Annotated in this window: 12 protein-coding genes; 5 read left to right on the forward strand and 7 right to left on the reverse strand. The window is 72.2% G+C overall.

The genetic code is table 11. The features are described from left to right. Genes OG811_RS20680 through OG811_RS20700 form a run of 5 tightly spaced genes read right to left on the reverse strand, consistent with a single transcriptional unit; the run spans position 1 to position 12765 of the window. Complete coding sequence (locus tag OG811_RS20680; protein ID WP_406068006.1) at positions 1–1911, reverse strand: hypothetical protein; 1911 nt, start codon at positions 1909–1911, stop codon at positions 1–3. Next, positions 1908–5636, reverse strand: coding sequence for a vWA domain-containing protein (locus OG811_RS20685; RefSeq protein WP_406068008.1), 3729 nt, complete (start codon positions 5634–5636; stop codon positions 1908–1910). The genes OG811_RS20680 and OG811_RS20685 overlap by 4 nt, the downstream gene beginning before the upstream one ends. Then, positions 5633–6823 carry an AAA family ATPase gene (locus tag OG811_RS20690; protein WP_406068009.1) on the reverse strand — a complete coding sequence of 397 codons (1191 nt, stop codon included), beginning with the start codon at positions 6821–6823 and terminating at the stop codon, positions 5633–5635. The genes OG811_RS20685 and OG811_RS20690 overlap by 4 nt, the downstream gene beginning before the upstream one ends. Before the next feature lie 36 nt (positions 6824–6859). Next, the gene (locus tag OG811_RS20695) at positions 6860–11911 is read right to left on the reverse strand and encodes a hypothetical protein (RefSeq protein WP_406068011.1); all 5052 of its coding nucleotides are present in this window, start codon (positions 11909–11911) and stop codon (positions 6860–6862) included. Then, the gene (locus OG811_RS20700; RefSeq protein WP_406068012.1) at positions 11908–12765 is read right to left on the reverse strand and encodes a DUF4132 domain-containing protein; all 858 of its coding nucleotides are present in this window, start codon (positions 12763–12765) and stop codon (positions 11908–11910) included. The genes OG811_RS20695 and OG811_RS20700 overlap by 4 nt, the downstream gene beginning before the upstream one ends. 200 nt (positions 12766–12965) lie before the next feature. On the opposite strand from OG811_RS20700, the gene OG811_RS20705 reads away from it, so the two are divergent. The 3 genes from OG811_RS20705 to OG811_RS20715 all read left to right on the forward strand — a co-directional run bounded on the left by OG811_RS20705 (position 12966) and on the right by OG811_RS20715 (position 15979). After that, positions 12966–14369, forward strand: a complete 1404-nt coding sequence (locus tag OG811_RS20705; protein WP_406068013.1) for an IS1380 family transposase — start codon at positions 12966–12968, stop codon at positions 14367–14369. A 255-nt stretch (positions 14370–14624) separates the two neighbouring features. Next, the gene (locus tag OG811_RS20710; RefSeq protein ID WP_406068014.1) at positions 14625–14993 is read left to right on the forward strand and encodes a transposase; all 369 of its coding nucleotides are present in this window, start codon (positions 14625–14627) and stop codon (positions 14991–14993) included. A 458-nt stretch (positions 14994–15451) separates the two neighbouring features. Next, complete coding sequence (locus OG811_RS20715) at positions 15452–15979, forward strand: hypothetical protein (protein WP_406068015.1); 528 nt, start codon at positions 15452–15454, stop codon at positions 15977–15979. 241 nt (positions 15980–16220) lie between these two features. Here OG811_RS20715 and glgB read toward each other — a convergent pair whose 3' ends face one another. Together glgB and OG811_RS20725 are read right to left on the reverse strand one after the other, a co-directional pair. After that, positions 16221–18323, reverse strand: a complete 2103-nt coding sequence (gene glgB / locus OG811_RS20720; protein WP_406068016.1) for a 1,4-alpha-glucan branching protein GlgB — start codon at positions 18321–18323, stop codon at positions 16221–16223. After that, positions 18311–20551 carry a maltotransferase domain-containing protein gene (locus OG811_RS20725; RefSeq protein ID WP_406068018.1) on the reverse strand — a complete coding sequence of 747 codons (2241 nt, stop codon included), beginning with the start codon at positions 20549–20551 and terminating at the stop codon, positions 18311–18313. The genes glgB and OG811_RS20725 overlap by 13 nt, the downstream gene beginning before the upstream one ends. 135 nt (positions 20552–20686) lie before the next feature. Between OG811_RS20725 and OG811_RS20730 the strand changes: the two genes are divergently transcribed. Both OG811_RS20730 and OG811_RS20735 read left to right on the forward strand, forming a co-directional pair. Then, positions 20687–20926: an AbrB/MazE/SpoVT family DNA-binding domain-containing protein gene (locus OG811_RS20730; RefSeq protein ID WP_406068019.1), complete on the forward strand. Its 240-nt coding sequence runs from the start codon at positions 20687–20689 to the stop codon at positions 20924–20926. Further along, positions 20916–21371, forward strand: coding sequence for a type II toxin-antitoxin system VapC family toxin (locus OG811_RS20735; protein ID WP_406068020.1), 456 nt, complete (start codon positions 20916–20918; stop codon positions 21369–21371). The genes OG811_RS20730 and OG811_RS20735 overlap by 11 nt, the downstream gene beginning before the upstream one ends. Positions 21372–21410 lie beyond the last annotated feature (39 nt).

Below are 21410 nucleotides of genomic sequence, written 5' to 3' on the forward strand. Positions count from 1 at the left end.
TCAGAAATCAACCGAACCTGGGGTGTCCCAGGATGAGCGGATCAGCTCTCGCTCGGTGGCGGCGAGGTGGGCAGTCGTGGCGAGCCAGGCCCAGGCGTACCGGTCCGGGTCGGGATCGGTACGCCGACCGAACGCATCCCGCCCGCGCCGGTCGGACTCGTCGGCGAGCGCGGCGGCCACCGTGGCGGCGGTCGTGAAGCCGGCGCGGCGCAGCGGACCGGTCAGCCCGGTGCCCTCGCCGCGGGCCGCCTCGACGACGGCGCGGCGACCGCCGGAGACGGACAGCTCCACCAGCCGGCGAACCCGCCACAGCGGGGACTCCGCGACCGCGTCGACGCCGACGGCGAGGACCGGTTCGGTCATCGCGGCCGGGTCAGGCGGCGGCAGGTGACCGCCCTGGATCTCGTCGTAGCCGAGGTCCGCCCGGCCGTGCCAGTCCGCCGGCAGCCGGAGCGTCGTGGCGGCACCGGGCACCGGGCCGACCGCGAGCGGGCGCAGCGTGCTGGCCCGGTCCGGGTCCAGCCGGCCGACCACCCGGATCCGCAGGCCCGGCCGGGAGGCGAGCCGCCGCAGGTTGGCCACGTGGGCCAGCATCGGGTGGGAATTGACCGGTGCCAGCCGGATCACCGGCCCGTCCGGCACCGGCACCCGCTCAGGTCCGGCGTCGGTGGCGGGGGCCAGCTCGCGGGCCAGCACCTGGTCGCCGACGGCACCCAGGACCATCAGGTCACCGCCGACCAGCGCGGTGCCGGCCCGGATCGGGTCGTCCGGGTCGTCGGCAGCGAGTTGGGCGGTCACCACCTCGGCGAGTGGGCGGGCGAACAGTTCCGCCAGCGGTCCGGTGGCCCAGTCGGTCTCGGTGAGCGGGCTGGCGCGGACCCCCTTGCCGGCGCCGAGCCGGCCGTCCGGGGAAACGGTGGTGCCGGTGATCCGCAGGCCGCCGCGGGCCAGCACCGCGTGGTTGACCGCGACGGCGCCCATCTCGGTGACCGCCCGGGCGCAGTCCCGCGCCCGCTCCGGGCCGCCCGGTTTCACGTCGCCGAAGGAGAGCTGGCGCCCGTCGGCGGCGACCAGGTGGGTGACCACCCCGGCGTATCCGTTCGCGCTGATCACCGGCTCCCGGCAGACGCCGTACACCTCCAGCGTTCCGTCCGGCTGGTAGGCCCGCCGGAGGATGCCGACCAGCGCCGGGTCGGGATCGCCGGCGGCCAGCCGGCCGACCACGTACAGCAGGTCGTGCAGCACCTCGACCAGCTCGGCCAGCCGGTGGCCGGCCTGTCGTTCCCGGTGGGCGCGCAGGCCACGGACCGTGCGCAGCGCGGCGCTCTCGGCCCGCGGCAGGCCGGCCAGCCGGGCGCTGTGGGCGGCCCGCAGCAGTTCGGCCTGGGGAACCGCACCGGCGGCCGGCACGCCGGCCGCGAGCACTGCGGCGGCGGCCCGCCACAGCGCACCGGCGGCGGCCCGTTGCGCCTTCGTCGGTGCCGTGTTCTGGCCGGCACGACCGGCGGCCGATCTCGCGGTTCGCCCGGTCCGGCCGGTTTTCGCGCCATGGCTGTCCGGAGCGGACGACGCGCCGGCGGACGCCGGGTCGGGATGGGTGGCCGGATCGGCGACCGGGCAGGCGACCAGGACCGCGGTCCGGTGCAGACAGCGGGGTGCCAGCAGGCAGCTGCACCGCGCCTGGTGCCCTTCGGTGACCGCGCCGGTCGGCCCGGGCGTGAGGGTGACCAGGGCCTCGGCGCCGCAGTCGACCGATACGCCGCCGTCGACCCGGTCGACCGGTACCCCGGCCAGCCGTCCGACGGTGGCGTCCAGCCGCTTGTGCAGCCGGGGTGGCAGGGCGGCCACCGCCGCAGCGGCGACCTCTGGCAGCACCGACGGCAACAGGTCGGTGGGTGTGCGGTCCGTCAACGTGATCCTCCGCGGATGCGATCGCCCACCCAGCGGGCGAGTTCGAGCGGGCTGAGAGCGGCGACCGGCATCCCGGCCGCGACGAGCTGCTCGGCGACCGGTACCGAATAGCAGGGCGCGCCCCGGTCGTTCAGTGCGGCGCAGCCGAGCAGATGCACACCGGAAGTGGCCAGGGTGCGGACCTCGCCGAGCAGCCCAGCCAGCGGGTAGCCCTCCTCGAAGTCGCTGACCACCGCGACGATGGTGCGGCTCGGCACGGTCACCAGCGAGCGGGCGTGGGCCAGCCCGGCGGCGATGTGCGTACCGCCGCCGACGCGCACCTCCAGCAGCAGCGACAGCGGGTCGTCGACCCGGTCGGTCAGGTCGACCACCTCGGTGGAGAAGGCGAGGAAGTGGGTGGACAGGGTCGGCACCCCGCCCAGCACGGCGGCCGTCAACGCCGACCACACCACCGACGCCTCCATCGAGCCGGACACGTCGACCACCAGCACCAGCCGCCAGTCGGCTTCCTTGCGGGTCCGGGTGTTGAAGACCGGGCGTTCCGGCACCACGACCGTCCGGCCGTCGTCGAGCCGCTGGGTGTGCTGCAGGTTCGCCCGTAGGGTACGGGCGAGGTTGATCCGGCCGCCGGGACGGCGGGACGGACGCGGGTTGGTCAGCCCGGTCAGCGCCGGACGCACCTGGGTGGCCAACTGCTTGGTCAGTTCCTCGACCAGCCGCCGGACCAGTGGCCGCAGCTTGGCCAGGTGCCCCTCGGGCAGTCCGCCGGCCAGTGACAGCACCGAGGTCAGCAGCTCCATCGAGGGGCGTACCGCGGCCGGGTCGAGCTCGGTGAGCACGTCGGTACGGCCGTTCTCGGCCGCCCGGGCGATGACCTCCTCGCGTACCGAGGTGCCGAAGAGCGCCTCGAGTTCGTCGGCCCACTCGCGTGCGGTCGGGAAGGAGGCTTCCTGGCCACCACCGCCGGCCGCCTGGCCGAAGTCGGTGGCGCCCTCGCCCTGGCCCGCCCCGTACAGCTCGTCCAGGGCGCGGGCGTAGCGGCGGGCGTCAGCCGGCAACCGGTCGGGTTGGCGGCCGAGCAGCAGCCGCCACCGGTCGGTGGGGGTGAGCTGGACGGCCGGCGTGTCCGGGCTGGATTCGGCGTCGGTGGAGCCGCTCGGCGTGTCCGGCCAGGGTTCGGTGTCGGCGGAGCCGCTCGGCGTGCCCGGGATCGGTATGTGGCGGGCGATCAGGGCGGCCCGACCGGCAAGGTCGGCGGCGGCCCAGCGGGCCAGCATCTCGGGCGGGACGGACAGTGCCACATCGAGCCGATCGCCGAGCCGGTCGGCCACGGTGTGCAGCAGCCGGTCCCGGGCCGCGGGGGTGAGCACGTCGAATCCGCCCCGCAGCGCCGGCAGCCGGTCCAGGAACTCGGTGTCGGTGAGCCGCTCGATCCGCTCCAGCAGCGGGTCCAGCGCGGCCGGGGCAGACTGCAGCAGCGGATGCGCCGCAGTGAGCAGACCCCCGAGCAGCCGGTGCAGCTGCCGCCGGGTGTCCGGTCCGGTCGCCGCGTCGATCCAGCCGGCCACCCGGTTGCCCAGGACCTCCAGGCTGGTCAGGTCGAGCAGCGCCCGGGCGGCCAGTGCGGCGCCCTGGATCAGCGGCGAACCGGCCCGGGCCAGGTGGCCGAGGGCCTCGTCCAGGCGCAGGCCGATCCGATCCTCGCCGGCGCGGACCGCGAGGTCGACCAGCGCGGCGGCGTCGGTGGTGGCGTCGCTGCCGGCCAGGCCCGGCAGCCCGCGGACCGCCGCGTCCAGCAGCACGACGGCCAGCTCGGCAGCCCGGGCCCGGCCGTCGGCGGTGGTGCCGGGCAGATGCTCGCGGCGGAGGGCCTCCAGCAGGTCCAGGGCGGCCAGCAGCTCGGGCAGCGTGCCGGTGCCAGGCAGCACCACGGTGGCCAGCTCGAGCCGGTCGGTGACCAGCTCCGGCAGGTCGCAACGGGCGGCGTCGCGCAGCCCGGTGAGCAACTGCGCGGCGGTGGGGCCGCCGTCGGCGGCCCCCCGGCGGAACCGGTCCCGCAGGGTGCCGGTCGCGGCCAGCGCCGCGGTCACCCCGCGTACGCCGACCAGGTCCAGCCGGGCCGCCACGGACGGCGTCCAGGCCAGTTGCCAACGGGTGGTCAGGGCTGCGCCGTCACCGGTGCCGGAGACCGTGATCGGCTCGCCGTAGCCGACGCCGCAGATCTGCAGGCGTTGCAGCAGAATCTCCCGCCGCCCGTCCAGCTCGGTGCGCAGCGGATCCAGCCGGACCTCGCGGGACTTCGGGCTGTCCGGGTTGGGCAGCCGCAGCGTGGTGAGTTCCGCCTCGACGGCGGGACCGAGGCCGGACCGCGGCGTACCGGGGGCGATCCGGCCGCGCTCGGCGCCGACCAGCACGATCTCCAGCGCCTTGGCCAGCGCCCGGCCGCGCCCGAGCAGTTCACCCTGACCGAGCACGGTGGTCACCGCCTCCAGCACCTCGCCCCGGCCGGGGGCGGGCAGGTTCCGCAGCCGGGCCAGGTCGCCGGCCAGCCGTACCGTCTCGGCGGCCTCGCCGGTACCGGCGGTGTGACCGGCCGAGCGGAGTTCCCGGCACAGGTCGGTGACCGCCCGGGCGGCGGCGGCCCGGACGTGTTCTGGGTCGCCGGCAGCGGTGAAGACGGACTGCTGCCAGCGCGGGTCACGGATCCCCGCCGGGTAGCCGGAGCGGGAGTCGAGCAGGTCGAACGCGTACGGCACCAGCGAGGTGATCGCCGTGCCGCCGCCCTTGGTGGCCGGCCCGGGCCGGGTCGTCACGGACCGGACCGGACCGGCCTGGGTGGCGCCGCCGGCCGTGCTGGCCGTCGGGGCGGGGCCGACGGTCGACGGGGTGGCGAGCAGGGCCGGGGCGTGGAAGGCGCCGATGACGGCGGCGACCCGCCGGCCGTCCGCGCCGGCCTCGGCCAGCACCCGGCGCATGTGTCGCTCGCGGGCCAGATCCCGGGCCGGTATGCCGTCGCCGCTGGCGCTGTCGGTACGCATCGCCCAGCCGACGCCGAGGGCGGCCCGACGGACCGCCTCCGGCGGGCAGCCCGGGGCGCGCACCTCGACCACCCGGTCCCATAGGTCGTCGCCGTCGCGGCCGGTGCCGCTGGCGCTGAGGGCGGCGGCGTAGCCGGACCGGCGCGGGCCGCGCACCGGCTCACCGGCGTCCGGGTCACCACCGGCGTCCGGCTCGGACCCGGCGCTCGAGTCGGAGTCGGTGGCCGGGTCGATGGTGTCGGCGCTCCAGCCGGGGTCGGTCAGCGGCAGGTCGCAGCAGACCACCTCGACGCCACGCTGTCGGGCCCAGCGGATCGCGGCCAGTTCCGGGGAGAAATCGGCGAACGGGTAGAAGCCCGTCGGCCCGTCCTCGCCGTGGCTGCCGACCAGGGCCAGCGGGGCCCGGGCGGCCGGGTCGGAAAGGTACGGCAGCCAGCGCTGGAAGTCGGCCGGCAGCTCGATGCAGACCACCTCGGCCGCGGCGGCGTCAAGCAGCGCCGGGAGCACCGCAGCCAGAGCCGGGCTGTGATGCCGCACCCCGATCAGGTACGGCCGGATGCAACCGGCGAGCGCGTCGACCACGGCCCGTGGGTCGGCCGACGTCGAATCGACCGTCGACGGGCCGGCCGCCACCGGGTCGACGGTCGGCGGAGCCCCACCGGGCGACGTGCGGGACACGGTCGTCACCGCAGGTTCTCCCGCAGATCCCAGAGCCGGCGCCACATCGCCGAGCCGTCCTCGGCGCGGCGGCGGACCGGGCCGTCCCAGTAGCCGAGCAGCCGAGCGTGGTCGTTCTGGTCGTCCTTGCGGACCACGCCGAGCAGGTGCCCGGGGACCAGGTCGAGCGCGTCCCCGCCGGGCAGGTACGCGGCGGCCAACCCGAGCGACGCCGCCACCTGCACCGCCTCGGCGGTGGACATCACCGTGCCGGGCCGTTCCACGTCCCAGCCCTCGCCCGACCGGCCGGAACGCAGGTCGCGGAACACGGTGACCAGGGCATCCAGCACCGCGTCGTCCACGGTGTACGCCGCGCCGGCGCGCTGCACGGCGGCGGTGGCCTGCCGGCGTACCAGGTCGGTTTCGGTGTCCACGTCCGAGATCGGGTGGATGGTCTCGAAGTTGAACCGGCGCTTGAGGGCCGAGGACATCTCCGACACGCCCCGGTCCCGCAGGTTGGCGGTGGCGATCACGGTGAACCCGGGTGCCGCGCGGATCAGGCCGTCCTCGGTGCCGCTCAGCTCCGGCACGTTCATCCGCCGGTCGGACAGGAGGGACACCAGCGCGTCCTGCACCTCGGGCAGGCAGCGGGTGATCTCCTCGATCCGGACGACCCGGCCGGTGCGCATCGCGGTCAGCACCGGCGAGTCGACCAGCGCCTGCGGAGTCGGGCCCTGGGCGAGCAGCAGGGCGTAGTTCCAGCCGTACCGGAAGGCGTCCTCGGTGGTGCCGGCGGTGCCCTGCACGGTCAGCGCGCTGGTGCCGCAGACCGCGGCGGCCAGCAGCTCGGACAGCATGGACTTGGCGGTACCGGGCTCGCCGACCAGCAGCAGGCCCCGCTCGCCGGCCAGAGTGACCACGCACCGCTCGACCAGGCTCCGCTCACCGACGAACTTCGCCGGGATGGTCATGCTGGCCGGCAGTTCGGTGTCGGCCGGGCCGGTGCGCCGGTCGGCGGGCAGCTTCAGCGCCTCGCCGTCGCTGCCCCGGATGAAGGTGACCACGGCGCGCGGGGTCAACGCCCAGCCCGGCGGCCGGGCCCCGTCGTCGTACGCGGCCAGGAAGGCCAACTCGTCGGCGTACCGCTGTTCGGCGGAGAGGACCTGGGCGGCGGTCCCCGGCACGACGGTGGGGCGGACGTGTTCCGTCACGGTCACTGATGTTCCTCGATCTCTCTGTGGTTCGGGCGAGGGTCAGCGGCGGGTGCCGCGGGTGGGCAGGTTGTCGAATCGGGGCCGGTCGCCGTCGCGGAGGCGTTGCCAGGCCCGCCGGTAGAGGTCGGCGGCAGGCTCGAACGGGACGGTCACGCCGAGCCCGGCCGTACCGTCTGGTGCGAGGCCGAACAGGGTGGTCTTCCAGCCCTCGATCGGTTTCTGCCCGCGTCCGCGCTCCAGCCACGGGCCGGGCAGGAACAGCGACCGGCCGGCCCGGGACCGGCTGCCCTCGACGACCAGTTCGGTGCCGGCCAGTTCGGCGCGGGCCGCCTTCAGCCGGGCCGGCTTCCAGCCGGTCCACTTCGTCGTGTCGCGGTCGGTCGGGTCCGGCATGGCCAGCAGCATCAGGTACACCGCCGCCGCGTCGACGCCCAGGCCGTGTTCCCCGGCTGCCTCGGCGACCAGGTCGGGCACCGACCGGGTCGGATCCTGCGGCCACCAGGTCCCGTCCGCCGCCCGCGCGCCGCCGCCCGGCTCCCCCGAATCGCCGAGCAGCGCCGCGAAGCGTGGGTCGCGGACCAGCCGCAGCGCCACCTCCATCGGGTACGGCTTGGTTGCGTCTGCCCGCAGCGCAGGCAGGTACGGGTCCGCCCCGTCGACGTCGAGCAGGTCCGGCCGCAGCGCGGGCGAGGGCTGGGTGTCGGCGGTGGCCAGGACGATGGCGCCGTAGCGTTCCCAGCCCGAGCCGGTCGCCGACGGGGTGCCGGCCACCTGGCGGAACGCGGGCAGGGAGACGTACTCGTTGAGGTCGAGCAGCAGGTCGGGGTTGGCCAGCCGGTCCCGGATCACGGCCAGCGCGGCCGGCAGCGCGGCCCGGCACGGGTCGCCGGCTGGCGTGTGGTGGGCGACCCAGGCCGCCAGGGTGACCGTGGAGAGCAGCACCCAACCGGTGAAGCCCGTTGCCTGGCCGTCGACCGGCTGGGCCCGGTCGCCCCTGATCTCGAAGGCCAGATCGGTGCCCAGCTCGGCCGAACGGGCGGGGCCGAGCAGCGCCGGCAACGCCTTCGCGGGTCCCCAGTCGGTGCGGATCGCGCGCACCGCCTCGGCGAGCAACTGTTCGGGCACCGCCACCCGGCGTCCCAGGGCCGCGTTCCAGACCGCCGCAGCGGCGGCCACGTCCGGGCCGTCGGTCCACAGCCGGGCCGGGTCGTCCGGCAGCAGCGCCGAGACCACCGCCCGCCGGAGCTTCCTGTTGGCCTCGTGCAGCATCCCGAAGGCCAGCTTGACCTCGCCGACCTGCTTGACTCCGAGCGCCTTGCGCAGCTCGGGCGGCAGGGTGTTCGCCGAGTCCGCGTACGGCAGGCCGGCCAGCACCAGCTTCGCGGCGGTGGGGGTGACGCCGGTCAGCTCGGCGAACTGCTCGGCCGCTTCCGACCGCCAGGGCAGTGGGCCGCGCGCGGTCCACTCGGTGAGGAAACCGGCCAGCCAGCCGGCCGGCCGTTCGTCACCGACCGGTGCCGAGGAGCGCACCGTGTACGGCTCGGGCACGGCGAACACGCCGGCCGGGTCGTGGTACAGCGCGTCGAAGAGGTGACCGCCGGCGGTGCCGAAGTGGTGGAGCACGGCGATGAACGCCCCGTCGGGCAACGGCAGGATGCCCGGCCGGGGGGATCGGCGTGCGCCGTCGAGGTTGGTGAGGTCGTCGTCCGGCAGGTACAGCGAGAATCGACGCCAGCGGGCTGGTTCGGCCCTCGCGCTCAAGTCGAGCCGGTCCAGCTCGATGAGCAGGGCGCGCAGCGTCTCCCGGTGTTCGTCCGGGGTGACCGCCACGACTGCCCGGTAGGCGACGGCTGCGACAGCGCCAAGCAGGTCCCACCAGTCTAGAGTGAGCGGCAGCGACGGCCCGTCGAGGTGCGGCCGGACGGCGGCTTCGCTCCCGGTGGCGGCGGATCGCTGGGCGGCGATCACCTGGAACTGGGTGAAGGCGTGGGTCGAGCTGCTCGCCCTGGCGGCCGAGTGCAGACCGTTCAGCGCCAGCTTGAGCTGCTCGTCGGTTGGCCCGCTCACGGTGGCCGCCGGTGCCACCGCCTTCGGGGCGGACAGCGCCGTGGTGAGCCGCTCGCCTACCGCCTCCAGGTCGGTGCGCACCTGGGCGGCCAGCCGCAGCACGCCGGCCACGCCGGCCAGCAGCGCGTCATGGCTGATTGTCGGCAACGTCGAGCGGACCAGTTCGACCAACGCATCCTTCTCGTCTTCACCAGCGGTGGCGCTGGCGGTGCCGGCCGGTGCGCCGACCACGGACCCCTGGAGGGCGATGGGAAGGCCGGTGATGGCCTGCGTGGCCGCGGTCAACCCGGACCGGGTCGCCGCCTTGGCTGCGGCCCGCGCGGCCGATTCGGCCAGGGCGGCGCGGCGTTCGTCGAGGGCAGCCTTGAACAGCGTGGCGGCGGTGTCCTGGTCCACCCGGCGCAGGGCCGCGGAGCCGGCCGGATCCCGGTGCCGCATGTTGCCGAGGAACTCCCGCCTCGGCAGCGGGACCACCCTGGCGGTGTAGGGCCGGCCGGACGACCCTCCGGCGGTGGCTGACACCACACCGTCCGGGTCGACCAGGACGAAACCCTCGAGGACGGCCCGTGGCCGGTCGTCGCCGGGCAGCATCAGCGCCGCGATCGGTTCCTGTCCCGGGGCCACGGTGACGGTACGGCCAGCCAGGTCCTCGCCGCGCACCGTGCCGCCCGGCAGGGTGACCACCCGCCAGCCGAGTAGACCGTCCACCGGAGCGGCGGCCGGGGTGACCCGCTCGGACAGGGCCGGCCGCAGCCAGCTGGCCGACTCCTGGAGGCGGCTTCCGCTCACCGGCAGCTCGGCCAGGAACCGGGGCAGGCTGCGCCGGCCATGGGTGTTGCTGGCCGGGTCGTACTCGCGCCAGCCGTAGTCGCTGTTCTCGTCGTCGGAGCGGTAGACCCAGTGGGAGGTGCCGTCGGTGATGACCGGCAGCTCCACCGGGACGGCGGTGTCACGGGGGTGCAGCACGCCGTCACCGGTGGTCCGCCCGCCGCCGGCCAGCGGCAGGGTGATCTCGTTCCGGCGCCCCTGGCCGCGGAGAGTGCCGTTGATGGCCTGCAACTCGTCGGGTGACGAGTGCCAGTAGCCGCGCAGATCGTAGTTGAACGACTGGGAATGCCAGAAGACCAGCAGTTGGCCGTCGACGTAGTGGTAACCGGGCTGGCGCCACATGTCGCCGGCCGGGATGCGCAGGTCGTGGCGGAGCACGATGCCCTCGGCGCCGAGCACGCGCACCGTGGTCGGCCCGCCCATGATCACGTACGGCCAGGCGTCCTGCTGGGTCACCTCGACCCGGCGGTCGCCGCCGGTCACCTCCTGCCAGGCCTGCTCCCAGTCCGGCCAGCCCAGCTCGTCGAGGAGCCCGCCGCGCAGGCTGCGGGCGACGTGCTCGGCGAGGTCGACGTCGAGGGCCTGCCTGAGCTCGCCGCCCGCAGCCTGCGCGGCGGGCCCGTCGAGGTCGTCGAGGACCAGGCGCAACGCCTCGACCGGGAGGTTGCCCAGCCACTTCACCGCCTTTGGAAGGTATGGCAGCCCGGTGGTGAACCGGTCGCGGATCCGGGCCCGCAGCCAGTCGGTCAGCAACGGGCGGACGCCCCGCGTCCCGGCCAGCCGGCGCTGGGCCTGCTGCTGGTCGTCGACCTGGTCGAGGCCTCGGCGCAGAGCCCCGGTGAACCGGTCGTCGCCGGCCAGGGCGAGCAGTTCCCGTTCCCCCTTGGCATTCACCCAACGCGCCAGGTCCAGGGTGTCGCATTCCTTCGGCGGTGCCACCGGCAGATCGAGGGCGAGCAGCAGGTCGAGCAGGTCCAGGTCGCCGGCGACGGCGAGGGACTCGCCGCTGTCGGCCAGCTCGGCGCGCAGCCGGGCGGCCATCCGCTCGACGAGTGGGTACAGCTCCCGCACTGGCTGGTAGCGGTCCAGGTTGGCCCGACTCACGAAGCGGCGCAGCCAGCCGACGGAGCCGTCCTGCGGACGGGCCGCGGCCGGCACCTCCGGGTCGGAGAGCCCGGCGAGCGCACCGGTGTCGGCCAACAGGGCCAGCCACCCGACCAGGTTGTTCCGGTCGGCGGGCAGCACATCGAGCAGGCGGCCACGGATCGCCGGGTCGCTTCCGGCCAGCGCCGTCACCGCCGGCAGGTGCGCCTTCCACCAGCCGGCCGGCGCTTCGGCGGCCACCGGAAGCCGCAGCAGCTCGGCCAGGTAGGCCGCCTCGCGGTCGGCGACGGCGGCGGCGCCCCCCGCGCCAGCGGCCTTGGTGGCAGCCCGGACCAGCCGTTGCACCGCGTTGGCCGACTGCGCGGAGGGAACCACGCCGGCGGCCGCTGCCCGCAGCGCCAGCCGACAGAACCGCTCCAGCGCCTCGTCGGCCGGCAACTGGGCGGACAACTCCTTCGCGTGGCCGGCCAGCGCGGTCGCGGAGACCACCTTGGCCGCCGCGAACTCCACGTAGACCTCGTCCAACCGGTTCAGGTCGACCGGCAGGCCGTGCTGCGCCTCCGCCTTGCGCGCCTTGTTGAACAACTGCGTCGCGTAGGTGTCCTGCCCGGCGGCCAGGAACACCCGCGCCGCCTGCTCGAAGAACGTCGGCAGGAAGTGCGGCAGTGTACGGGCGAGGCGGTCGGCGAGGCTCTGGTGCCCGTCCAGGGCGGCCTTCGGCCGTGACCGGACCTGCTTGGCCACCTTCTGCAGCTCCGGCACCACCGCCAACGCGTGCCGGCCGTCCGCCGGGTGGTGCACCAGCACCCACTCGGGGAAGGCCAGCGGGCGGCGCGGGCCCAGCCCGACGACGGCCGGCTCGGCGCCCGGCGTCAGACCGAGGAACCCGACGGCCATGTCCTCGCCCTCGCCGAGGGCCGCGTCGATCAGGCGGACCACCGGCCGGTCGTCGAGGGCCGGGTGCCGGTAGGTGCGGGCGGTGAGGGGCACCGCCTGGTCGCCGACGCCGGTGGTGCCGGTCGGCAGCACCGCGCCAGCGGCCAGCAGGCTCTGCGCCAATTCCCCGTCCGACCTGGTCGTCATCCCGGTCACGCCTTTTCCCCCGTTCGGGTCAGGGCGCCGGACAGGGCCGTCGCCATCCGTATTCCTTCCGACCAGGCCACCGGCCCGACCTCGGTCAACCGCAGCGTCGGCCCGTCCACGACCGACCAGGAGAGGCTGCCGAGGGTCGCCTCGGAGTCCCAGTAGTCCTCGTTGAACCACATGGCGGCCTCGACCGTGCGGCCGGCCTCCCAGACCCGGCACTTGACCTGGGAGCCGGAGACCCGGAAGCCGAGCGTGGCGGCCCGGGCGGCCAGCCGGTTGGGGACCGTGGTGCCGTGGAAGTCGTTGATCGTGGTATCCCGGTCCTTCAGGTGGGCCGGCCTGCCCCAGGTGGCCCGGTGCAATTGCTCGACCCGCTGGGTGACGTCCAGTTCGTCGGCGAACTCGCGCAGGTCCGCCAGATCGGGCACGCGCACCGGGTGGGGCAGCGTGGCGCTGGCCGGCGAGAGCCGGATGGTGTCCCCGTCGAGGTTGACCACCCGCAGGTCACCGGCGTCGGTGACGTCCCGCAGGAAGCCCGGCTCGGCCGGGTCGTCCCCGAGCACCACCAGGTCGCGCAGCGCGCCCTGCCAGGCCGGGTCCGGCCAGACCCGGGCCAGCAGCCCGGTGGGCACCGGCAGCGAGGACACCACCCAGGCGTCGACCCGCGTCAGGCAGTCGGCGGTGTGCCGATCCAGCCACTGGCCGAGCTGACGCAACCGGTCCACCTCGGGGTCGTCGCGCAGCGCCTTCGGCAGTGTCTTCAGTGGACGACCGCTGGCCCGTGAGCCGGTGGATCGGGCCGCCACCTTTCCGTCCACGAGAGTGACCTCATAGGAGTCTCCGACCGCTAGCCAGCCCATCAGGAACACCCTCCACAGTGGTAGGCCGGCCGGATTTCATGGCGATTTGGCCGAGACTGATCAACGAGGGGGGACGCTAACCTCGGCCCTTCGTTAAGGGTTGTCCAAGGAGTGGGCCGGAAACGCAGAAGTGCCTTCTGATCAGGGAAAATAGGGCTTGTCGAGAGTCCTGTTAACCCGTCACGGAAGGCACTTGCTGGGTGAAGGCTACCGCAACACGTCCGAAGATCACGGTGACCGGGGACGGGCGGGGCGTGGTCGGTCACGCCGGTGCCCGGCTGATCGCCGATCTCGCTGACGCGACTGGTTTGACCAGCGCATTCAGCCAAGCGTTGGCCGGGCTACGGCAGCGGCAGCGGCAGCGCGGGCACGACCCGGGCCGGATCGCGGTCGACCTCGCCGTGGTGCTCGCTGACGGGGGCGAGGCCATCGCCGATCTGGCGGTACTGCGTGACCAGGCGGCCCTGTTCGGGCCGATCGCGTCCGACCCGACCGCGTGGCGACTGTTATCGCAGCTCGACGCCACGATGCTGGCCGAGCTGCGGGCCGCCCGAGCTCATGCCCGCGAGATCGCCTGGGCCCAGCACGCCGACACCCGCGGCGACCTGCCACAACCGACAGTCGCCGGCCAACCGGTCGACGGCCTGGTCCTCGACATCGACGCGACCATCGTGATCTGCCACTCCGACAAGGAATCGGCCACCCGCACGTGGAAGAAGACCTTCGGCTTCCATCCGCTGCTGTGTTTCCTGGACAACACCGGCGAAGCCCTCGCCGGCCTGCTGCGCGAGGGCCGGGCCGGCTCGAACACCACCACCGACCACATCACCGTCCTCGACCAAGCCCTCGCCCAGATCCCCGACGCTCAGCGGCACGGCACCCCGATCCTGCTCCGCGCCGATTCGGCCGGCTCCAGTCACGGCTTCCTCGCCCACATCAGGTCCTTACGCGAACACCACCTCGACATCCGATTCAGTGTCGGTGCCGCGATCACCGAACCAGTCAGGGCTGCGATCCGGGCCGCGACCGGCTGGGTCCCCGCCGTTGATACCAGTGGTGACCTGCGTGAACATGCCGAGGTCTGCGAGATCACCGGCCTGTTCGACGCCGCAGGCTGGCCTGAAGGCACCCGGTTCCTGGTCCGCCGGGAACGCCCGCACCCCGGCGCCCAACTGAGCTTGTTCGACACCATCGAAGGCTGGCGGCACCAGGTCGTGGCCACCGACACCCCGCCCGGCACCGGGAGTATCCAGCACCTGGAGGCCCGGCATCGGGCACACGCCCGCGTCGAAGACCGCATCCGCACCGGCAAGAACACCGGCTTCGGCCGGTTCCCGTCCCGGATCTTCGCGATCAACCAGGCCTGGCTCCAACTCGCGCTGACCGGCATCGACCTGCTCGCCTGGACCCAGGCTCTGCTACTGGACGGCGATCTGGCCACCGCCGAACCGAAGAAGCTGCGCTACCGGCTGCTGCACGTCGCTGCCCGGATCACCCGCACCGCTCGGCGGACCCGGGTCGCTATCGCCGCGAACTGGCCCTGGACCGATGCCCTGACCAGCGCATTCAGCAAGCTTATGGCGTTGCCCCGGCCCACCGGCTGACCCTTACAACTCACGCCTCGACCAGCAGCACGGAGGAACCCGGCCTCGCGCCGGACTCTTGGCATACCAACAAAACGCCATCAACCACGCGAATCGAACTCATCGAATCCCGGCTATCGGCTGACGTCCAAGTGAAAGACCGAGGCTAACAGCAGTGACCGACACGCCAGGAACCCGTTGGCCGGGCGGCGGTGGGGGACCGGGGCTGAGGTTCCCCCGATAGCGTGGAGGCCGGACCTAAGGGGATAGATGGTCATGGCTGAGACGAGGCGGCGGTTCGACCGGGAGTTCCGAGAGGGCGCCGTGCGGATCGTGCGGGAGACGGGCAAGCCGATCGCGCAGGTCGCTCGGGACCTGGGGATCAACGATGGCACCTTGGCCAACTGGGTGGCGCAGGACCGGCGGGCTCGGGGTGAGGCCGCCGCTGGCGGTCTCGGTGAGGACGAACGCGCCGAGCTGGCTCGTCTGCGCAAGGAGAACGCCAAGCTGGCGATGGAGCGCGATGTGCTCAAGCAATCCGCGGTCCGCTTTGGGAACACAAATCGGCGGCGACGGCGGCTGGTGGATGCCGCCTGGAAGAGGATTGAATCAGGGAGGCGTAGTAATGTGGCGAGCGGTAATTAGCGTCATGTTGGGCCTGCTCTTCGTTGCAATAGGGCCAGTCCTCGCGCTGGATTATCGAGGAATTGCGACGAAGCACATTGCGCTTGCCATGAGTGTCGTGCGTCCTCTGACGTCGTCCAAAAAGATGGAGTGGCAGGACGAGCGACTCGTTAGACGTCGAAAGTGGTTTGTCCTGTTGGACAGATTTATTGGAATATTGATAGTTCCAGTGGGATTCGTGATGCTGGTTGCCGGTGGGCAGCACCTGTTGAGTGATTAGCATGAGGGAAAGGTTCTATTTCCTGAGCAGCCAGAGCACGCCGAGCGCCGCCTTCCCTGCTCTGAGCTACGCTTCCGCTCGAACCAAGCAGGTGGTAAGCAACTGTGATCTTGGTGCTAGCATGACTGGCCTGTCTGCCAACGCCAGTATGTGAGCCGGAGCGAACGGTGCGGACATCTGGTGAGGAACTGAGACACGTATGAGAAATAAGCTGAACTGGCTGGGCGGCTTCCTGCTTTGGCTGCTGTTCGGTTTCATGATGCTCATGTTCAGCCTGAATTCAGCGAACGGGCGGGGCGGACTTATTGCTGTCGCCAGCTTCTTCGCGGTAATCTGCTACTTGATCTCATTGACAACGATGTTCTCGTTCGTTAAACCGACACGTGAATCGCTCCAGATAGTCAACCCTGGAGCGAGGGTAATCGTGCCATGGGGTCGGGTTAAGGGCGTTGACGCAGAGAACGGGTTAGTGGTCAGCGCGATAGGTCATCGAGATGTGGCCTGTTACGCCTTCCAGGGCTCACTGTTGGGAAAGCTGTGGGGCAGTCGGAGGAATGCTGGTGCAGCTGAGGCTATCGAGGCGTGGAGAAAGAAAAATGCCGACCGGGTATCTGGTGGCGAAATTCACTCGGAGGTGCCTTGGGTTCGCCATCTGCTCTGGTTCGCCGTCGGTTGGTCCGTGCTTGCTGGAGGGATCCCGGTTCTAGCTCGCCTGCTTCAGCCGTGAGGTAATCAAGAAGCTCCCTGCAGTGTTCCCGCCATCACTCAATAAGACAGAGTTGCAGCGGGTAGTTCGCGTTGCGATTCGCCTGGGTCGAAGTGTGCGGGCTTTGCGTTGACAAAGTGCCCGCTGTCGCCGGCAGGACCAAACGTCGGTCCTGCCGGCGACAGTCGGTCGAGCCGTACACGCTTAAGTAAGAAGGCTAGTGCGCAGGATCCAAATAAGAGTGAATCCTGAAGTGCCCTTCTCAGTTTTTGCGGAGCCAGATGACGCCCAGCGGCGGCACCTGGAGCGCCGCCGACGCCACCATCCCGTGCCATGGCACGTCCTCGGCGCGTACCTCGCCCAGGTTGCCGACCCCTGACCCGCCGTAGTGGTGCGCGTCGGTGTTGAGCACCTCGGTCCAGGTGCCGCCGGCCGGCAACCCGATCCGGTAGTCGTGCAGCGGCTGGGCGGAGAAGTTCGCCACGCAGACCAGCGTCGAGCCGTCCGGGGCGATCCGGATGAACGACACGGTGTTGTTGGCGACGTCGTCGCCGGCGATCCAGCGGAACCCGGCCGGTTCGGTGTCCTGTGCCCAGAGCGCCGGGGTGTCCCGGTAGACCCGGTTCAGGTCGCCGACGAGCCGTTGCACCCCCGCTCGGGCGGGGTCGTGGAGCAGGTACCAGTCGAGGCCGCGCTCCTCGCTCCACTCCCGGTCGTCGGCCAGTTCGGAGCCCATGAAGAGCAACTGCTTGCCCGGGTGCGCCCACATGTACGCCAGCAGCGCCCGCACGTTGGCCAGTCGCTGCCAGGTGTCGCCGGGCATCTTGCCGGCCAGTGAGCCCTTGCCGTGCACCACCTCGTCGTGGCTGATCGGCAGCACGTAGTTCTCGCTCCAGGCGTACGCCAGGGAGAAGGTGAGCTGGTGGTGGTGGTGCTGGCGGTAGATCGGGTCCTTCGAGGTGTAGAGCAGGGTGTCGTGCATCCAGCCCATGTTCCATTTGAAGCCGAAGCCCAGCCCGCCGTCGGCGGTGGGGCGGGTGACACCCGGCCAGGCGGTGGACTCCTCGGCGATCATGACAACGCCGGCGTGGTGCTTGTAGACGGTCGCGTTGACCTCCTGCAGGAGCGCGAGGGCCTCCAGGTTTTCCCGGCCGCCGTACTTGTTCGGGGCCCACTGCCCGTGCTCGCGGGAGTAGTCCAGGTAGAGCATCGAGGCGACCGCGTCGACCCGCAGCCCGTCGACGTGGAACTGGTCGCACCAGTAGAGCGCGTTGGCGACCAGAAAGTTGCGCACCTCGTTGCGGCCGAAGTCGAACACGTACGTGCCCCAGTCGGGGTGTTCGCCGCGCCGCGGGTCGGGGTGCTCGTAGAGCGGGGTGCCGTCGAAGCGGGCGAGGGCCCATTCGTCCTTGGGGAAGTGCGCGGGGACCCAGTCCAGGAGTACGCCGATGCCGGCGGCGTGCAGCTGGTCGACGAGGTATCGGAAGTCGTCCGGGTCGCCGAACCGGGAGGTCGGCGCGTAGTAGCCGGTGACCTGGTAGCCCCAGGAACCGCCGAACGGGTGCTCCATCACCGGCAGGAACTCCACGTGGGTGAAGCCCAGCTCGGTGACGTACGCGGTGAGCTGCTCGGCCAACTCGCGGTAGCCCAGGCCGGGCCGCCACGAGCCGAGGTGCACCTCGTAGACGCTCATGGGTTCCTGGTGCGGTTGCCGCTCGGCCCGTCGGGCCAGCCAGTCCGCGTCGTTCCACCGGTACGTCGAGTGGTGCACCACCGAGGCGGTGGCCGGCGGCACCTCGGCGTACGCGGCCAGGGGGTCGGCCTTGTCCCGCCACTGCCCGTCGGCGCCGAGCACCCGGTACTTGTAGCGGGCCCCGACCCGGGCGTTGGGGACGAACAGCTCCCACACCCCGCTGGATCCGAGTGACCGCATCGGCCAGCCGTCGTCGGGCCCCCAGCCGGTGAAGTCGCCGACCACCCGCACTCCACGGGCGTTGGGCGCCCAGACGCTGAACGCCACGCCCTCGTCGAAGACCCGGGCGCCGAGCGCCTCCCACAGTCGCTCGTGCCGTCCCTCGCGGATCAGGTGCAGGTCCAGCTCACCGAGGGTCGGCGGATAGCGGTACGGGTCGTCGTGCGCGGTGCCGTCGACCTCCACCCGGTAGTCGAGCACGGTGCCGTCGACCTGCGCCTCGAAGACGCCCACGTCGTGCACCCGCTTCATCGGGTGCCGCTCGTCGCCGAGGAGGAGCACCACATCGCCGGCGCCCCGGCGCATGGTGCGGATCGTCGTCGAGGAGTCGGCGGGGTGCGCGCCGAGCAGCGCGTGCGGGTCGTGCGTCGCGCCGGTGATCAGCTCGTCCATCTGGCGTCCTTCGGGGCGGCGTCGGTCGGTGCGGTATCGGTGCGGGCGGCGTCGCCCGGTGCTCCGGTGAGCCTGCGGGACGCGGGCGTGCGGGAGCCGGACCGGCGGGGCGGGGTCGGGACGGGGGTGGACCGACGAGGCGCGGTCGGCGCGGGCGCGGTCGGCACGGGCGTAGTCGGCGCGGGCGCGGTCGGCGCGGTGCCGCCGGAGAGGTCGTCGGGGATGTCCGCGACGGCCAGCTCTGCCGCGACGGTTGCGGCGGGCGCCGGTGCGGCGGGTGGGGTCGGGCGGCGCACGGTCAACACGTGCGCTGGTTGCAGGTACGGGTCGAGCCGGACCGCGTTGCGCTGACCCCAGTCGTAGCTGGTGCCGGTCAGCTCGTCGTACACGGTGAACCGCTCGTGCCAGTCGAAGCCGAGCGCCGGCATGTCGAGGGTGGTGTTGCCCCACTGCACGACGCGCGGGTCGAACGAGCAGATCACGATGACCGTGTTGCCGGTCTCCGGGTCGTGCTTCGACCAGCAGAGCAGCGCCGGGTTGTCGATCTCGTGGAAGCGCAGGTTGCGCAGCTGGTGCAGGGCCGGGTTGTCCCGGCGTACCCGGTTGAGGGTGGCCAGGAACGGCGCCAGCGACCGGCCCTGCGCCTCGGCGCCGGCCCAGTCCCGGGGCCGCAGCTCGTACTTCTCGTTGTCCAGGTATTCCTCCGCGCCCGGCCGGGCCACGTGCTCGAACAGCTCGTAGCCCGCGTAGAGACCCCAGGAGGGGGAGAGCAGCGCGGCAAGCACCGCCCGGATCTTGAACATCGGCGGGCCGCCGTGCTGCAACGACTCATGCAGGATGTCCGGCGTGTTCGGCCAGAAGTTCGGCCGCATGTAGTCGGCCGCCTCGATCAGCTCCTCGCAGTACGCCCGCATCTCGGCGGCCGTCGTGCGCCAGGTGAAATAGGTGTACGACTGGGTGAAGCCGATTTTGCCGAGGCCGTGCATGATGGCCGGCCGGGTGAACGCCTCGGCCAGGAACAGCACGTCCGGGTCGACCGCCTTCACCTCGGCGATCAGCCAGTGCCAGAAGTCGAACGGCTTGGTGTGCGGGTTGTCCACCCGGAAGATCCGGATGCCCTCGCCGACCCAGTGCAGCACCACCCGCAGCACCTCGGCCCGGATGCCCTCAGGGTCGTTGTCGAAGTTGACCGGGTAGATGTCCTGGTATTTCTTCGGCGGGTTCTCCGCGTACGCGATGCTGCCGTCGGCCCGGGTGGTGAACCACTCCGGGTGCTCGGTGACCCACGGGTGGTCCGGCGCGCACTGCAACGCCAGGTCCATCGCCACTTCCAGGCCCTGTGTCGCCGCCGCGTCGATGAACGCCCGGAAGTCTGCCGGCGTACCCAGGTCGGGGTGGATCGTGTCGTGGCCGCCCTCGGCGGCGCCGATCGCCCACGGCGAGCCCACGTCGGTCGGCCCGGCGGTGAGCGCGTTGTTGCGACCCTTGCGGTTGACCCGGCCGATCGGGTGGATCGGCGGCAGGTAGAGCACGTCGAAGCCCATCGCGGCCACGCCGGGCAGTCGCTCGGTGGCCGTGGCGAAGGTCCCGGATCGATCACCCACCGCCCCTTCGGAGCGGGGGAAGAACTCGTACCAGGCCGAGTAGAGCGCCCGCTTGCGGTCAACCCAGAGGGAGTACGCGTCACCGACGGTGACCATTTCCCGCACCGGGTGCTCCCAGAGCAGGTCGGCCAGGGCCAGCGCCGGGTCGACCCGCTCCGGCAGCGGCAGGTCGGTGTCGACAAGCGCGGTGAGGGCGTCGGCGACCCGGGGCCGGTCGGCGGACGGGACGAGGTCCCGGGCGGCGGCGAGCACCCGCGCGCCCTCGGCCAGGTCGTTGGCCAGGTCCTCCGGCCCCTGCCCGGCGGCGATCTTCTTGGTCATCGCGTTCTGCCAGGTCAGATACGGGTCCTGGAACGCCTCGACGGCAAAGGTCCAGGAGCCGACGGCGTCCGGTGCGATGGTGGCGTGCCAGCGGTCCTGGCCGGGCTCGCCGGGGCGCATCCGGGTGAACGGCTGCTGCGCGTCGTCCGGGCCGGCCCACACCACGTTGCAGCCCAGCGCGTCGTGCCCCTCCCGGTAGACGCGCGCCGACACCGGAATCGGTTCGTCGACCACCGCCTTGGCCGGGTATCGCCCGCACGAGACGACGGGGGAGACGTCTTCGATCGGGAACCGTCCAGTCACCCCGCCAACCTACTGCGCGAGATCCGTTCGCGCGCGGCCAAGCACGCCAGGTGCTGCTCCCCGCGGTCACATAACTCGGACCGCGTATCGAGAGGTGTCGCGTATCGTTGGTATTACGTGACGGAGGGTCAGAGCATGCGGTTGAACAGCAAAGGCCAGGTGACCATCCCGGCGGCGCTGCGGGCTCGGTACAACCTGCATGAGGGCGACGAGGTCGATGTGGTCGAGGAGGGCGGTGCTCTGCGCATCATCCGCGTGCACGGTGCCGCAACCCGCGGCCAGCGCCTCGTGGGTCATATGCGGGGTCGGGGCAGCGCCAAGGAGACCGAGCACATGTCCACCGAGGAGCTGATGGAGTTGCTGCGTGGCGAGTGACCAGCTCCGCGCAGTGCCGCCGCGTCCATCCGACGCGGTGACGACCCTGGTCGACACCAACGTGCTGCTGGACATCCTCACCGATGACCCCAAGTGGGGGGAGTGGTCCGGGGCCGCCCTCGCCGAGGCCCGCGACGCGGGCAATCTCGTGATCAACCCCATCGTGTACGCCGAGGTGTCCGTCCGCTTCGCCCGTATCGAAGAGCTGGACGAGGCGCTGCCTGCCGGGGACTTCCTCCGCGAGGAGTTGCCCTACCTGGCGGGCTTCCTCGCGGGTAAGGCTTATGCGCGGTACCGGAAACTGGGCGGCGCGAAGCGGTCGCCGGTGGCCGACTTCTACATCGGCGCGCACGCGGCGGTCTGTCGATACAACCTGCTGACCCGTGATGGGGCGCGCTACCGCACGTATTTCCCGACCCTGACGCTGATCACGCCACCCGATTGACCGTCGCTGGGCCCGTCGTCCGGCCGAACCTCAAGATCC

This window comes from Micromonospora sp. NBC_01638 (genome assembly GCF_045209745.1).
GTDB lineage: Bacteria > Actinomycetota > Actinomycetes > Mycobacteriales > Micromonosporaceae > Micromonospora.

Excerpts from the sequence above, each read along its gene's own strand:
- OG811_RS20710 (WP_406068014.1), top strand. The coding sequence starts at position 14,625 with ATGGCTGAGACGAGGCGGCGGTTCGACCGGGAGTTCCGAGAGGGCGCC.
- OG811_RS20730 (WP_406068019.1), top strand. The coding sequence starts at position 20,687 with ATGCGGTTGAACAGCAAAGGCCAGGTGACCATCCCGGCGGCGCTGCGG.
- glgB (WP_406068016.1), bottom strand. The coding sequence starts at position 18,323 with ATGGACGAGCTGATCACCGGCGCGACGCACGACCCGCACGCGCTGCTC.
- OG811_RS20715 (WP_406068015.1), top strand. The coding sequence starts at position 15,452 with ATGAGAAATAAGCTGAACTGGCTGGGCGGCTTCCTGCTTTGGCTGCTG.
- OG811_RS20700 (WP_406068012.1), bottom strand. The coding sequence starts at position 12,765 with ATGGGCTGGCTAGCGGTCGGAGACTCCTATGAGGTCACTCTCGTGGAC.